Raw genomic sequence first — 15,457 nt, 5'->3', positions numbered from 1 at the left:
CACCTAAAATTGTTTTATTCAGGCTAAATTTTATCATATTTTTGCATTTTATACATAAAATCTGTTTAAAATATAAATAATCCTCATCAAGTAGTTACTACTTCATGAGGATTATCTAAAATATTCTATTTTCTAACCATCTTAACTGCTTGAATCAAAACAGTAGGAATCAATGCTAAACCAGCAATCCATAATACTTCTTGACCGGTCAATGGTGTTACAGCAAATAAGCTGTGCAATCCTGGTACAAATAAGATTAAGGAAAGCAAAGCGGTGCCTAAAGCAAAGGCGGCTAAGCTGTACCAGTTATTCTTAAAACCAATCTTAAAGATGCTGTGTTGTGAACGACAATTGAAACCATGCAACAATCTAGCAAAAGTCAAAGTTGAAAAGGCCATAGTAGTAGCCACAGCAGGATTATCCTTTAAGCCAATCAAGAATGCTGCAATAACACTTACTGAAATGATCAAACCTTGAATAGTAATTTGACTCACAAAAGGTTTATTCAAAATTCCTGCCTTAGGATCACGTGGCTTACGTTTCAAAATGTCTGGATCACCTGGCTCCATCCCAATTGCAAGAGCTGGAAGTGAATCAGTTACTAAGTTAATGAAAAGCAATTGAACCGCTACAAATGGCACTGGTAAGCCAGCAAGTGAAGCAAATAAAACAGTGATAATCGCAGAAAGGTTACCTGATAACAAGTAGCCAATAGCGTTTTTAATATTTTCATAAACTGTTCTACCGTTAGCAACAGCTTTGATAATTGTGGCAAAATTATCATCGGCCAAAATCATGCTGGCAGCATCTTTAGATACTTCAGTACCAGTAATCCCCATCGCGACACCAACATCGGCCTTCTTCAAGGCTGGGGCATCGTTAACACCGTCACCAGTCATTGATACGATACGATCTTTTCTCTGCCATGCATTAACAATTCTGATCTTGTTTTCAGGCGATACACGAGCATAAACCGAAATCTTCTCAATGTTTTGATCAAGTTCTTCATCGCTCAAAGCATCTAATTCAAGGCCAGTTAAAGCCATGTCACCTTCATTGAAAATACCAATTTTCTTGGCAATTGCAACGGCAGTCACCTTATGGTCACCAGTAATCATCACAGTCCTAATCCCGGCTTCCTTAGCACGAGCAACTGCAGCTACACTTTCTTCACGTGGTGGATCCATTTCTGAAACAAGGCCAATAAAAGTTAAGCCATCTTCTGCTTCAGTAGAAAGCTCTTCATCACTTTCTTTATAAGCAAAAGCCAAAACACGCAAACCATTTTCTGAAAAGTAATTGTTTTGTGCCAAAATTTCTTTACAATCTTCTTCAGTCATTGGACGAATTTCATCGCCGAAACGAATATTGACACAGCGTTTCAAGAGCACATCAATTGCACCTTTAACAAAAATAATTGGTACAGTATGAATCAAATGCTTAGTACTCATCAGCTTACGATCTGAGTCAAATGGTACTTCTTCCAGACGCTTAGAATGTTCGCGTAATTCTTGTTCTGATAAGCCTAAAACACCATTACCTAAGTCAATCCCGGGCACTTGACGATACATTTCCAGCAAGGCTGACTCAGTCGGATCACCAATTGCCTTATCTTCGGCCAAACTTGCATCGTTGTTAAGCACTACATCATAAAGCAAGTAGCGGTGAAGTTGATTACTCAAATCCAGCTCATTTGGCTTTAAAACTTTACCACCAATATAGATGTCCTCAACAGTCATCTTATTTTGAGTTAACGTACCAGTCTTATCTGAACAAATTACTGATACAGACCCTAAAGATTCTACGGCTGCCAAGTTTTTAATAATAGCATTTTCTTTAGCCATTTTTTGCGTACCCATTGCTTGCACAATAGTTACGATAGAACTCAAAGCTTCAGGAATTGCAGCAACAGCTAAAGCTACTGCAAATAGCAGTGAATCAAGCAGCGGTTGACCACGCCACATTTGAATACCAAAGATCACAGCACACAAGATTAAAATAGCAGTAGCCAATCGTGATGAAAACTGGTCAAGTGATACTTGCAGCGGAGTGCGACGTTCCTTAGTTTCATTCATCAAGGAAGCAATCTTACCAATTTCAGTCTGCATCCCCGTTGCCGTTACCACAACCGTAGCACGCCCATAAGTTACTAAGGAACTGGAGTAAACCATGTTAACCCGATCAGCTAGCGGCACTTCTTTTTCAAAATCAGTGTCCAACTTGTCAACATTAGTCGATTCACCAGTTAATGAACTTTCGTTGACTTGCAGAGAATAATTTTCTAAAATTCGACCATCTGCAGTAACTAAGTCACCTGCTTCTAACAAAAGAATGTCGCCAGGTACCAAGTCCTTAGCCTCAATCTCCATTTTTTGGCCATTACGCAAAACTTTAGCCGTTGGCGCAGATAATGACTTTAGCGATTCTAGCGACTTTTCCGCCTTAACATGTTGTACCGTACCCAAAATCGCATTCAGAATCAATACAACAATAATTACCAACGTACTTTCCAGACTGCCCGTAAAAGCAGAAATTATTGCCGCGATAATTAGGATGATCACCATTAAGTCTTTAAATTGTTCTAAAAAGACCTGAAAAGTACTTTTCTTCTTTCCTTCAACTAAAGCATTTGGACCAACTTGAGCTAATTTCTCTTGAGCCTCTTTAGCGCTCAGCCCCTGCTTTAAATCGGTATTTAACTCTTTAGCTATCTCGTCTTTTTTCTGACGATAGTATTCCATGTAAAGCCCTCCCTAAACATAAGAGTAATTTAAGCAAAAAAATAGAGACTACTGGCTAAAACACTGTTTAGTCAATAGTCTCATCATTTAAACTTACAGCGGAAAATAAATTTCGTTCTGACGCCGTAAATACAATTTATGCCGATTACTCCCTATTTACTTATACATAATTAAACCATATCAAGTAGGTAGTTGGCAAGCTCTTTTAACTTTCTTTTAGGAAGTTTTCTAATTGTTCATCGGTAAAATCAGAACCGTAATTTTGTTCAAGGAGATGCATGATCTCTTGCTTGGTATTACCAGCTCTTTTAAGTGAAGAAACTAAAATTTTGACGCCTCGTTTAAGTCCCTCTTCTTTACCTTCCTCACGTCCTTTTATCAAGCCTTCCTCACGTGCATCTTGTTCACGCTCCAGTATTTTCTCTTCGTAGTCCATGATATAATCACTCCATTCCGAGCAATAAGATAATCATTTGTACTTCTTATCTTTCAATAATCCGTTAGCAATATCGGCCGAACTAACTGGTACACCGACTAAACGCTCATTTTGCCACAAATCAAAAAAATCAGCTGGCATCATTTGATCAAATTCATCATCTGAATTCATTAAATCCTTATAAACACGTGACTTCTCAAATAAATTTAGAGCCTGCTTAGGATAAATGTTTAATCTCTTAGCAATTAGGTCGCTAATTGCTTCAGCTAGTTGCTGATGAAATTGCTTTTCACTAATTTCGGGAATCATCTAACCAACTCCTTATCTATGAACGTTAAAGCTTTGAGAGCTCTTTCTGTCTTGAAACAATACTGCTCCGAATAAACACTCGGTTTTAATTTTAGCAGAGCCTCATCTAAATCTAGATTACCATGTTTCCAGCAATTAACAACAGAAAAAAGTTTACCATCTGCTGTTGGGCCAATGACGATATCAGAATTATCTTTTATATTATTCATTCTATTTTGAATGACAAACTTAATCCAATCAATATCTGCTTGGTAAACTAATATTTTCAAGTCGGGTTGATCAGCATCGAATACATATCTATTTAATGTCGGTTGACCTGAATATCTAGCCTTACGCTTTGCCCATTTTTCTGCTTGTCTACGATTAGCAGTCACATAAAAGCCATTACCAAAATCAGTTGTAAAAACATTTTTATTTATACGAGGCTGATAAACAGCCTGATTGCTTCCATGATACAAAATGACTTTGGTATTGCTTTTCATGAATCGTGATGTATGCGTATTTTTCATCGCGCACCTCTTTCATAAATAGTAGGACAAAATTATCCTCCACTATTTATTACGCAAAAAAGCACGATTTTTTTGTGAGAAATTAAAATAAAAAAAGAAAATGCCTGAGAATTATATCCCAGACATTCAACAATTTATGGCTCTTTCTCATTTCTTTTCCTTCACAATATAAATTGGTCGTTCTTTAACTTGTAAATAGATTTTGCCAATATAACGTCCAATAATTCCGATACACAAAAGCTGCAAACCGCCAATCAATAAAATAATTGAAATTGTGCTGGCCCAGCCCAAAATACTTGAACCAGGAACTATTAGTTTACGAACAATCACAACCAGGAGACCAATAATTGACAAAATGAATGAAGTTGTCCCAATCCAAACAGCTAAGTTAAGCGGTGCTTGAGAAAAATCAGCAATCCCACCCAACGCATATTTGAATAATTTGTGAGTCGTCCAATCAGTTTCACCAGCTACGCGCTCGACATTGTGGTACTCAAGATACTTAGTCTTAAAACCAACCCAAGCAAAAATACCTTTAGAAAAGCGGCTGTATTCTTTCATTGATAAAACTGCGTTAACCATCTGCCTGGTCATCATGCGATAGTCGCGTACGCCTGAAACAATTTCCACTTTAGAAATGCGATTAATCACCTTATAAAATTGATTGCTCAAGAAAGACTTAAACTTACCTTCCCCTTTACGATCTACTCGTCTGCAGCCAACTGCATCATAGTCACCAGTCTGCAAAATTTTATACATTTTTGGTAAAAGTGAAGGCGGATCTTGCAAATCTACATCCATTAAGACAATATAATCTCCCGTTACAGCTGATAGGCCCGCATAGATAGCGGATTCCTTACCAAAGTTACGAGAAAAAGAAATATAGTGAACATGTTTGTCCTGCTCATGCAATTTTTTCAATTCGGTCAGTGTGTTATCATTGGAGCCATCATCTACAAACCAATATTCGGGCGTCACTTTGGGCATTTTAGCTAATACTTTTTGCACTGCTGGATAAAAAAGTGGAATTGTTTCTTGTTCATTAAAACAAGGAACCACAATTGATAATTTTTCCATTAGATTTCTTCTTTCTTAGCTTTTCTAAAAGTAACTACTTTATTAATTACAAATTGAATTAAGGTTGCTACAAAAGTTGCTACTATTTTAACGATTAAGTGCGGATAACCCAATTTAGTAACGAAAATAAATAGGGAAACCGTAGTAAATACCGTGGTAATCTGACCAACGATAAAATAAGAAATAAATCTTAATATCATGCGATCATGAACTTTAAAGTTAGTATAAGAATTCCATAAAAAGTTATTGATGATCCCGCAGGTAGACGAAATAATGTTAGCTATTTCAACATTCATCTTGAAATGCGTCAAAATTGTATAAATTCCAAAATCAACGACTAGCCCTAATACGCCAATTAGAACATACTTTACTAATTGAACAAAATCTTCTGAATAGATTGCTGTTTTGATTTTTTCCATAATTATTCCTAATAAAAAATCCAGACAAGAGGTCCTGGATTTCAACATATTTAACTAATATGGTCTTAATTATATCATTGTTTTTAAGCTCTACGTTTTCATTATTAAAGTTAAAACTTTAAATAGAATAATACCCCTATTTAGAACTTCTAAATAGGGGATTATTGCCATTAATTTTGATGTTTTAATTTTGTTTCAAGAAATTCTCTAATTGCTCATCGGTAAAATCAGAGCCGTACTTCTGTTTAAGCCGTTGAAGAATTTTCTGATTGTTCTCACCGTAGTCTCGCATTATGGTAATCAAATTGTGAATCCCATACACTAAACCTTCTTCTTTGCCTTCCTCACGCGCGTCTTGTTCTCGCTCCAGTATTTTCTTTTCATAGTCCATGATATAATCACTCCATTCCGGATCTTCATCGAATTCTTTAATCTTTGCCATCACTTTATTATATCTTCCAACTTCAATTCCAGATATTCTCCCCGCTTTAAGTTAGCAGGCAAGGTTAACTTTCCCATCGAAATTCGCTCTAGCTCAACGACTTTCATCCCTACCGCACCAAACATGCGCTTGATCTGGTGATATTTACCTTCACGAATTTTAATTTCAGTTGTAGACCTATCGTGCTCTTCATCCTGGGATAATATCTTCAATTCTGCTGGCTGCAGTTTGGTCCCATCGCCTAGTGTCATTCCTGAAGCAAAAGTTTTAACAGTCTCTTCATTAGCTACGCCAGCAATTTCAGCACGATAAACTTTATCAACATGCTTACCAGGTGCAAGCAATTCATGATTCAACTGACCATCATTCGTCAAAAGGAGCAAGCCAGTAGTATCCTTGTCCAAACGACCAACGGGTACGATTCCTTGATAGCGATCTTGCGGCGCCAGTATGGAAATCACTGTTGGCTGACTGCGGTCTTCCGTCGCTGACAAAACACCTTTAGGTTTATTCAATAAGAAATAATGATATTTTTGATAAGCAACAGCATCTCCGTTAACAGTGACCTGATCGCTTTCTTTAACTTGCTGCTTTGGCGTTTTAACAGTCGTGCCATTAACTGCAACAATTCCTTTTTTAATTAATTGGTGTACTTCTTTTCGTGAGCCAACATTCATATTGGCCAAATATTTATCTATGCGCATTATGTTTTTCTTTCGTTCTTATGTGTTGATTAATATTAATTATATAAGAAAGTTAACCCAATTTCGAATTGCGACACTAATCAAAAACGGTCGATTTTGTTTTCGACCGTTTTTACGCGCGTTTTACGCGCGTTTTGCGCGCGATTATTTGCTTAAAATATATTTTGTAGCTCTGCCTTCACCCATTCTTCTAATATAACCTTGTTTTTCTAGTTGCCGCAAAATCTTCAAAACTTTCGTCCTACCAAACTTACTCATTTGGCTAATTTGCTTCGTAGTATCCGCACCTTCATGAATTATTTGATATACTTTCTTTTCATCATTAGACAGATCGTCCGTAATAAATTTTAAAACTGGCAATATTATCTTTATCGAATTATCAAAAATTTCAAACTGCGGTTGAACCAAACTACTTCTATAAGAATCATTTATTCTTCTTACACCTGTACCAAATTGCTCAATTAATCCTAACCTAAAGAAAACATTAGCAATAATTGGATTACGCAAAATGGAAATCTGACCTGAAAGATATTCTTCTTTGCTAAGTCCTTGTGGCAATCCACCTGGAAATACTACTTCAATTCTATCATCATACATAGAAATTTTAATTTGCGAGTTAATGTTCCAAACTCGATGAACTAAGGCATTGGCTATTGCCTCACGAAAAGCTTCTTCTGGAATCTGACTTACAATATTTCGCGTTGCTCCCTGTATTTCTTCATGTTGATAATATTGACGATATTTTTGAATTGCTTGCTTATACTCTTTAAGAATAGATTCATGCTCATAACTTGCTCGATCAAGCATAATATTAATGCTTTCACCAAACCGAACAATATCAATTCCACGATAATTATTTTTGTCTGCCAAAAGCTCACCAGCGTTAGTGTAACTGGTATCCTTACGCTCTAAATTAAGCGTAATCAATATATCAGATGTTAAACTTTTAATTCCTATCTTTTCTTTTAGTGCTTCTTCTAAAATTTTAAATGACAAATCTTGGTTCATCGCGGTTAAACTATCATAGGTTCTGTTTTCACCAATTAAGATTAACTGTGATAATTCAGATCGATCAACTTCAATTGAAGCACTATCATTTCTCTTATAGGCCTTTGATTTATATAAATATGGAGGATTAACACCTTGCTTTACTGTTAAAGTAACCACATTAGTTTTAGGATCAATTTCTAAATTATAATCTGGATTTGGTGTGATCGAATCGTTGATTTTATTTTCAACATTTAAACAAAATTCAACTGGATTTTTCACACCAACGATTGATCCATCATCCTTTATTCCAAATTTAATCTTTCCATTGCCATAATTTGCAAATGCACTAACCGTTTTCAGAAAAGTATTCGTCAAATTCTCTTTAAATTCTAAATTTTTGGTTTCTCTCATTTAGGTCACCGTTTCTAAACTATTTAGTTATAATTATACTCTTTCACGCACAAAAAAACGGTCGAAAACGAAATCGACCGTTTTTACGCGCGTTTTGCGCGTGCCTATTATATTAACTTTAAATCAATACATAATACTACTAGAAGTTTCCATATTAACACCATATCTTTCTAAATAATTAAACTGTATCATATTAAATTTCAAAAACACCAGTGAAATTAATCCTCTATAACAAGTCAGCGTCTTCTTGAGCTTTATCATCCAAAAACTTTTCATTTGGATAAATCGGCGTAACTTCAATACCATCTAAAGCTCTCTGAATCAAGCCCTCAACATCAAGGCGCGACTCATATTCACGCGCCTTATCTAGCTTTGGCTTAGTCTTAGGACGTGGTGGAGCAAAAATTGTACAACAATCTTCAAAAGGTTGAATTGATAAATCAAAGGTACCAATCTCTTCAGCCTTGGCAATAATCTCCGTCTTATCCATTGTCGCAACTGGACGAATAACCGGAGTAGTAGTTACATCATTGATAGCCACCATTGATTGCAAAGTTTGAGAAGCAACTTGACCAACTGATTCACCATTAAAGATAGCCAAGCCGCCACGTTGTGCACGAATGCGGTCAGCAAGCTGCAACATAAAACGACGTTGCACAGTCATCAAGTAGCCTTCTGGCAACTTTTCCTTGATCGTTTCCTGAATTTCCGCAAATGGCACAGCAATAAAATTAATCTTACCAGCGTAGTTTGCCAAAATACCAGTCAATTCCTTAGCCTTAGCCAAGGCCTTTTCAGTAGTGTAAGGTGGACTAAAGAAGTGAACCATTTCAATATCTACTCCGCGCTTCAATGCCAGCCATGAAGCAACTGGTGAGTCAATCCCACCACTAAGCATCATGACAGCCTTACCAGCAGTACCAACGGGCATCCCGCCAACACCATGAAGCAACTGATTAGAAATATATGCGGCATCTTGACGAACTTCAATTCTCAAGACCAAATCAGGATGCTTCATTTCAGCCTTCAAGCCATCCATATGATCAAACAAGTAGTCACCAACCAGATTATTCAATTGATTAGTGTCGTATTCAAACTTGTGGTCACTACGCTTGGTATTAACCTTAAAGGTCATCCCTGGCTTAAAAGTCTCTTGCATCAATTCCAAAGAAGTCTTTTCAATATCTTCAAGAGTCTTAGGAATCTTAATTGCTGGTGAGTAAGTTTGAATTCCAAATACCTTCTTCAGACGTTGGTCAACATCCTTGAATGATGCGCCATTCAGGACAATGTGCATCCGATCATGACGAGGATGAAATTCAATTTGTGGGAAATCCTTAAGAACTTTTTCAACGTTACTTGCTAAGCGATTGATGAAGTCCTTTCTGTTCTTCCCCTTAGTTGAAAGCTCGCCATAGCGAACCATAACTTCTGTGTATTCCATTAATTTTCTCCCAAATGATTAATTTTAGCAAAATGATTATAGATCTTGTCAAAGACCTTAATAAATTCATCCGCTTCTTGAAGCGTATTCGTCTCATCAAAACTTAAACGAATTGCACTAGTAGCAATCTTATCATCAATTCGCATAGAAACCAAGGTGCTGGCTTCATCTGCTGTTTTTGATGCACAAGCAGAAGTAGTTGAAGTATAAATATCTTGATCTTCTAGCGTATGAACCAAAGTTTCGCCCCGAATTCCCTCTAAAGCAAAGCAAAGAATATGTGGTGCAAAGCCATCGCTTACTGGTGAAAAAATATCAATCCCTGGTTTATCTTTTAGATAATCAACAATTTTAGCCTTAATTTCTGCTTCACGCTGTGCTTTTTCTGGTTCATTTTCTAAAAGCAAACGAATTGCCTTAGCCATTCCCGCAATTGCTGGTAAGTTTTCAGTACCTGAACGCAGGCCCTTTTCTTGGCCACCACCATCATGTAAAGGTGTGAGCATCTTGCCCTCTTTTTTATATAAAATACCTATACCACGTGGTGCATGGAACTTATGCGCAGATAAGCTCGAGAGGTCTACTCTTGGTGTAAAAACCTTATCCCAAATATTTTTGCCAAGTGCCTGAACGTTATCAACATGGAACTGAATCGTTGGATAATTTTCAAGCAAATCGCTAATTTCATCAATTGGTTGAATGGTGCCAATTTCGTTATTAACGCCCATGATTGAAACCAAAGTTGTATCAGAATCAATCGCGTTTCTTAAGTCATTAACGTTAACTCGGCCTTCCTTATCAACTGGCAATCTGGTAACGCGCCAACCCAAATTCTCTAACGCGTTAAAACTATTGGCTACAGATGCATGTTCCACGCTAGAAGTGATAATATGCTTACCAAATTCACGCTTTTGAATTGCAGTCCCCTTAATTGCGGCATTATTTGATTCTGTTCCACCAGAAGTGAAGAAAATTTCATGCTGCTTAGTCCCCAGCAAATCAGCAATTTGTTTACGTGACGCCTCAAGCAATTGGTGTGCACGATCACCCATCTTATGCAAACTCGAAGGATTGCCCCAAATATTAGTCGCTACTTTATTGTAAGTATCCAATACTTGTGGATCTATCTTCGTTGTTGCACTATTATCAAAATAAATCACTATCATTACCCCTTCATTTAAAAAACGGTCAATCGCTTGACCGTTTCAAGACTTTTCAATTTTAGCTTAAATAATGAATCGCTTCAATTAATTACTCTTCTCTTCTGAATAATATGCATTTTCAAGTCGTTGATAACTACCTGGCTCTACCTTTTCAATTGCTGTAGCAATTGTATCAAGGGCTTCCTTATAGTTATATTCATTATATAGCTGCATCGCTGTCTTTTGTGCTTGCGCAATTGAATCCTTATCTGCATATTTATTTGAATACTGCATCGTCAATTCAACTAGGTTAGCGGAATTAATGATGTCATCTGCTTCACGTTTAAGCCGCTCCACATCATCAGAAATTTGAATTAATTCAGCTGAGATCTTTTCCATATTAATCCGGACCTGACTTAATTCGTTGCTGACATGACCAATCTCGTTGACCACCAAAGTATACATTTGAACAAAGCTATCAGGATTACCTGGCAAATTTCGTCTTTCAAGTCGACGGTAAACTAATGAAACTTCTTGCTTAAAGCGCTTGATTGAATCATTAGCTACATTTTCAGAATCATAAAGTCCATCAACGTCAGTTGACATCTTAGCCTGCTCTGCATCAATTTCACGCAGGCGATCTAGCATCTGGAGCCATGAATCTTGAATAGCAGAGTAAACACCCTTACCATCTGCGATATTCTGTGTATCAATAGTGTACTGATGGTACATTTCATTGACTTCTTTTTCTAAGTCTTTACTCTTTTCCAATTCGCCATGAGTCAATTCATAGCTCTCATCAATATGCCGCAACTTTTCTACCAGCTTCTTTGACGCGGTTTGCTGATGTGAGATCAAAGTCAGCATTTTACTTTGATTTTTTTCAACAAATGGTCTTGCCTTGTATTCCTTAGCTAAAACATCATATAGATCGTCAATTTCGCCAGAGATCTTTTTATTTTCCTTGGCTAATTCATCCACCTTAGTCTCAGCTAGCAATTTGCGCGCACCATCAATTTCATCATGAATTTCCTTGATTCTGCCCAAAACATCTACGCTAGTAAGGTAATATTTTTCTGAAATCATTTTTTTATAAGCATCAGACAATTCCTTAAGCTGATCTTGGAACACTACTTCAAGTTGATGATAGCCCTCTTTTAGCGGTTTTAAGCGTTTTTGTAAGTTACCCAAAGACGTCCGAATCTTGGACAAAACTCGCTTAGCTTCAACATGATCACCTTGTGAAGAAAGATTTTTTGCTTCTTCAAAGTCACTCTCCATTGATGCTAGTTGATCTTCAACCTGATCAATCGCAGCACCATATTCAAAGGAATTGGCTAAGATATCTTTTCTTAATTCACGATAAACTTTAATCAAAGCATCATATTGAATTTGATTTTCCTTATTTGATTCAAGTAGTTCCGTGAAAACTGCCTTGGTGTTACGAGCATCTTCGAGCGTTGGCTTGATAATCTCCTGTGCTTGTTTAATATTCTTTCTTGCTTTAAACAAGCGATAAGTTGCATTTTCATTAGCAGCTTCTTCAACTAGCTTATGCACTCGCGGTAATTTTTTCTTAGCCGCTTCAGTGTAGCTCTTGCGCCAAGTATTTAATGTAGTTAAACTTTCGCCGGCCAAATCCATTTTATCCAGTCGCGTAATATCATCTTCTAGATGCATCTTCTCAATTTCAGTCACTGCTGCATCAATCGCTTCAATTTCTTTTAGTTGTTTACGATTGATCATTAGCATTGCTGCAACTACGACAATGATTAGGATCACCACGGCAATAATTATAATAGCTTGAATTGATGACATAGTTTATCCTCCAAAACTATCATAATTATAACAAAACCTGACCCTAATAGGTGCAAAAAGCTGTTCTATTTTCTTGATTTATTATTCTGAACTCTATATAATACTATTCGTGTAAAATATTTGCAGCAATAAGTGACAAGAACGTCAACATCTTGAAACGCTTTAGTGAACGAGTAACCCGCGCTGCATTGGGCGAAAATGTAAATCCAAGATGCACGAATGTTGAACTTATGCTTAATATTTTACTCCAAAAATTATTGTTTAAATTTTATGGAGGATTTTTTATGTCAAGATATACAGGTCCAAGTTGGAAACGTTCAAGAAGATTGGGTATTTCCCTTTCAGGTACTGGTAAGGAAATTTCTCGTCGTAACTACGCTCCAGGTCAACACGGTCCTAACAACCGCGGTCGTTTGTCAGAATACGGTCAACAATTGCACGAAAAGCAAAAGTTACGTTGGATGTACGGCTTAAACGAACGTCAATTTAGAACTTTGTTCACCCGCGCTGGTAAGATTCGTGAAGGTCAACACGGTGTTAACTTCATGATCTTGCTTGAACGTCGTTTGGACAGTCTTGTTTACCGTCTTGGTTTAGCTACTACTAGAGAACAAGCTAGACAATTAGTAAACCACGGTCACATCACTGTTGATGGCAAGCGTGTTGACATTCCTTCATACGAAGTCAAGGTTGGTCAAACTATTGGCTTGAAGGAAAAGTCAAAGAACTTACAACAAGTTAAGGATGCCTTAGAAGCAGTTACTGCTCGTCCATCATTTGTTTCATTTGATGAAAACAAAATGGAAGGTACTCTTGTACGTTTGCCAGAACGTGACGAAATGGAACCAGAAATTGATGAAGCCTTAGTTGTTGAATGGTACAACAAGTTACTTTAATTTTTACATTTTATTTTGTCGAAAGTCTTTCTCAATCGAGAAAGGCTTTTTTCTTTGCTACAATAAGTACATAAAAAGAAAGGATGATTAGATGACTGAAGATTTAAATAAACGTGTTGAACAAGCAGCTCAAGGTATTACTCCACAAACTAAGCCTGATGAACGCCGCAGATTTTTAGGTTCATTACGTGAGCGCTGCTTAATCCGTATGGACAATACTGAAGTTAAAAATCCTGAATTAACTGCCCTATTTCTTAAACATATCACTGACTTTAAGGGCTATACTATTTTGATCAATGGCAATATCACTGATGATGGCTTCTTGGGAGACGTTGAAGCCAGTTGCAGCAAATATGATATTCCCTTCACTTTAGTTAACAATGAAACCGCAAAAACAGGACCACATGATACGGCAGTACTAGTTGTAGCGAAGAACGCTATAAATCGACCACGAATTGAGCTAAAGCAAGTTTATCCACCTGAGTTTCCTAAAGAAGAATTAGCCGCACCTAAAACAAAAGAAAGTTTTTGGCATAAACTTTTTCACGGAGATAAGTAAATGAAACCATTAGCATATCGTATGCGACCAACTAATTTAGACGAAGTTGTTGGTCAAAGGCATCTGATTGGTCCAGGCAAAATTATTCGCCGAATGGTGGAAGCTAGACTTCTGTCTTCAATGATCCTTTACGGCCCTCCTGGCATCGGTAAGACAAGTATTGCTAGTGCTATTGCAGGCTCAACTAAATATGCCTTTAGAAAGCTCAATGCAGCTACTGACGGCAAAAAGCAATTGCAACAAGTAGCCGAAGAAGGCAAAATGAGTGGGACAGTTGTTTTATTGCTGGACGAAATTCATCGTTTGGACAAAACTAAACAGGACTTCTTACTGCCTTTGCTAGAATCGGGACAAATCATTTTAATTGGGGCAACTACTGAGAACCCTTATATTTCGATCTCCCCTGCTATTCGTTCACGTTGCCAAATTTTTGAATTAAAGCCTCTTTCTACAGATGATGCTTCTCATGCAATCGATCGCGCATTGAACGATAAAGAAAAAGGTCTAGGCAAATATAATGTTGAATTAACAGATGATGCGCGTGCTCTTTTGATTGAAAAAGGCAACGGTGATTTGCGGTCTACTTTGAATAGTTTAGAATTAGCTGTTCTTTCAACTAAGCAAGAATTGCAAGATAAACACCAAGATGATCAAAAAATTATCATCACTCAAAAAGAAATGGCTGATTCAATTCAAATGAAGGTGCAAAACTTTGATGCTTCTGGTGATGGACATTACGATCTAGTCTCAGCATTTCAAAAATCAATTCGTGGCTCTGATACAGATGCAGCGCTGCACTATCTTGCCCGATTAATTGAATCTGGTGACTTAGTCTCTATCTGTCGAAGACTAGCAGTAATTGCCTACGAAGATATTGGACTAGCCGATCCAGCCGCAGCTGAACACGCTATAGTAGCCATCCAAGCTGCACAAATGGTTGGCTTGCCTGAAGCACGAATTCCACTGGCTAATGCGGTTATTGAGTTAGCTCTTTCTGCCAAAAGCAATAGTGCCATTTCAGCAATTGATGCTGCACTAGCTGATATTCGAACCAAAAAAGTTGACTCAATTCCCGCCAACCTAAAAGATGCTCATTACTCTGGTGCCAAAAAGCTTGGACATGGCGTGAACTACCTTTATCCTCATGATTATCAAAATGATTGGGTAGCACAGCAATACTTGCCTAATAACCTACTTCATGCCAGCTACTTTGCACCTAAAGGCAATTCTAAAGTCGAAGCTAGATATAAGGCAACCTATCAAAAATTAAAACAAATGCAATCTGATAACTTGCGCAATAATCACTAATCTCGCGCATTCAATATGGTTGACAAGCACCTGTAATATGCGTATTATAATAATTGATCTGAGTTGATCGACAAGCTTAAATGTATAAAGTTGACCGATCAAACTATAAGACGTGGGAGTTGGCAAATAACTACCGAATCGGAATACTGCCTTGTTGCAGGATCCATATTCGCTGCGATGCCAGCTAAAATTTTGAACATTGCGGGTTCAACAAGCGTCATTATGCTATGTTTAGTCAACTCGGATTTCTTT

15 protein-coding genes are annotated in these 15,457 nt (G+C 37.2%); 3 read left to right on the top strand and 12 right to left on the bottom strand.

Going from position 1 to position 15,457, the window contains the following annotated elements:
- Positions 1 to 125: 125 nt before the first annotated feature.
- The 12 genes from CP363_RS01380 to ezrA form a co-directional block, all read right to left on the bottom strand.
- Positions 126 to 2,741 carry a cation-translocating P-type ATPase gene (locus tag CP363_RS01380; protein WP_098035723.1) on the bottom strand — a complete coding sequence of 872 codons (2,616 nt, stop codon included), beginning with the start codon at positions 2,739 to 2,741 and terminating at the stop codon, positions 126 to 128.
- A 205-nt stretch (positions 2,742 to 2,946) separates the two neighbouring features.
- Positions 2,947 to 3,177, bottom strand: coding sequence for a hypothetical protein (locus CP363_RS01375; protein ID WP_089146696.1), 231 nt, complete (start codon positions 3,175 to 3,177; stop codon positions 2,947 to 2,949).
- Positions 3,178 to 3,210: 33 nt separating this feature from the next.
- Positions 3,211 to 3,486 carry a hypothetical protein gene (locus CP363_RS01370; RefSeq protein WP_005718809.1) on the bottom strand — a complete coding sequence of 92 codons (276 nt, stop codon included), beginning with the start codon at positions 3,484 to 3,486 and terminating at the stop codon, positions 3,211 to 3,213.
- On the bottom strand, positions 3,483 to 3,995 hold the full coding sequence (locus CP363_RS01365; protein WP_005727083.1) for a DUF3990 domain-containing protein: 513 nt from the start codon (positions 3,993 to 3,995) through the stop codon (positions 3,483 to 3,485). Before CP363_RS01365 ends, CP363_RS01370 begins: the two co-directional genes overlap by 4 nt.
- 147 nt (positions 3,996 to 4,142) lie before the next feature.
- Positions 4,143 to 5,072 (bottom strand): glycosyltransferase family 2 protein, encoded by a 930-nt coding sequence (locus tag CP363_RS01360; RefSeq protein ID WP_089146695.1) that lies wholly within the window; start codon positions 5,070 to 5,072, stop codon positions 4,143 to 4,145.
- Entirely contained in the window at positions 5,072 to 5,491 is a 420-nt protein-coding gene (locus CP363_RS01355) for a GtrA family protein (RefSeq protein WP_005718806.1), read from the bottom strand. The genes CP363_RS01360 and CP363_RS01355 overlap by 1 nt, the downstream gene beginning before the upstream one ends.
- A gap of 184 nt (positions 5,492 to 5,675) precedes the next feature.
- Positions 5,676 to 5,933 carry a hypothetical protein gene (locus CP363_RS01350; RefSeq protein WP_233187122.1) on the bottom strand — a complete coding sequence of 86 codons (258 nt, stop codon included), beginning with the start codon at positions 5,931 to 5,933 and terminating at the stop codon, positions 5,676 to 5,678.
- Positions 5,933 to 6,637 (bottom strand): pseudouridine synthase, encoded by a 705-nt coding sequence (locus tag CP363_RS01345; RefSeq protein WP_089146694.1) that lies wholly within the window; start codon positions 6,635 to 6,637, stop codon positions 5,933 to 5,935. The genes CP363_RS01350 and CP363_RS01345 overlap by 1 nt, the downstream gene beginning before the upstream one ends.
- A 144-nt stretch (positions 6,638 to 6,781) precedes the next feature.
- Positions 6,782 to 8,038, bottom strand: coding sequence for an ATP-binding protein (locus tag CP363_RS01340; RefSeq protein WP_089146693.1), 1,257 nt, complete (start codon positions 8,036 to 8,038; stop codon positions 6,782 to 6,784).
- 226 nt (positions 8,039 to 8,264) lie between these two features.
- Positions 8,265 to 9,482, bottom strand: a complete 1,218-nt coding sequence (thiI, locus tag CP363_RS01335; protein WP_089146692.1) for a tRNA uracil 4-sulfurtransferase ThiI — start codon at positions 9,480 to 9,482, stop codon at positions 8,265 to 8,267.
- Complete coding sequence (locus CP363_RS01330; protein WP_035443061.1) at positions 9,482 to 10,642, bottom strand: cysteine desulfurase family protein; 1,161 nt, start codon at positions 10,640 to 10,642, stop codon at positions 9,482 to 9,484. Before CP363_RS01330 ends, thiI begins: the two co-directional genes overlap by 1 nt.
- A gap of 87 nt (positions 10,643 to 10,729) precedes the next feature.
- Positions 10,730 to 12,442: a septation ring formation regulator EzrA gene (gene ezrA, locus CP363_RS01325; protein WP_098035722.1), complete on the bottom strand. Its 1,713-nt coding sequence runs from the start codon at positions 12,440 to 12,442 to the stop codon at positions 10,730 to 10,732.
- Positions 12,443 to 12,726: 284 nt separating this feature from the next.
- Here ezrA and rpsD point away from each other — a divergent pair, with 284 nt between their 5' ends.
- The 3 genes from rpsD (at position 12,727) to CP363_RS01310 (ending at position 15,205) form a co-directional block, all read left to right on the top strand.
- Positions 12,727 to 13,338, top strand: a complete 612-nt coding sequence (rpsD, locus tag CP363_RS01320) for a 30S ribosomal protein S4 (protein ID WP_005721374.1) — start codon at positions 12,727 to 12,729, stop codon at positions 13,336 to 13,338.
- Between the two features lie 91 nt (positions 13,339 to 13,429).
- Positions 13,430 to 13,897, top strand: a complete 468-nt coding sequence (locus CP363_RS01315) for a YueI family protein (protein ID WP_013086117.1) — start codon at positions 13,430 to 13,432, stop codon at positions 13,895 to 13,897.
- A complete protein-coding gene (locus tag CP363_RS01310) occupies positions 13,898 to 15,205 on the top strand; it encodes a replication-associated recombination protein A (protein ID WP_098035721.1) in 1,308 nt (435 codons plus the stop codon).
- Positions 15,206 to 15,457: the final 252 nt, after the last annotated feature.

It is taken from the genome of Lactobacillus sp. UMNPBX12 (assembly GCF_002553955.1).
Lineage (GTDB): Bacteria > Bacillota > Bacilli > Lactobacillales > Lactobacillaceae > Lactobacillus > Lactobacillus crispatus.
Note: the sequence above shows the minus strand (reverse complement) of the source record. Positions and strands in the feature narration are given on the sequence as shown.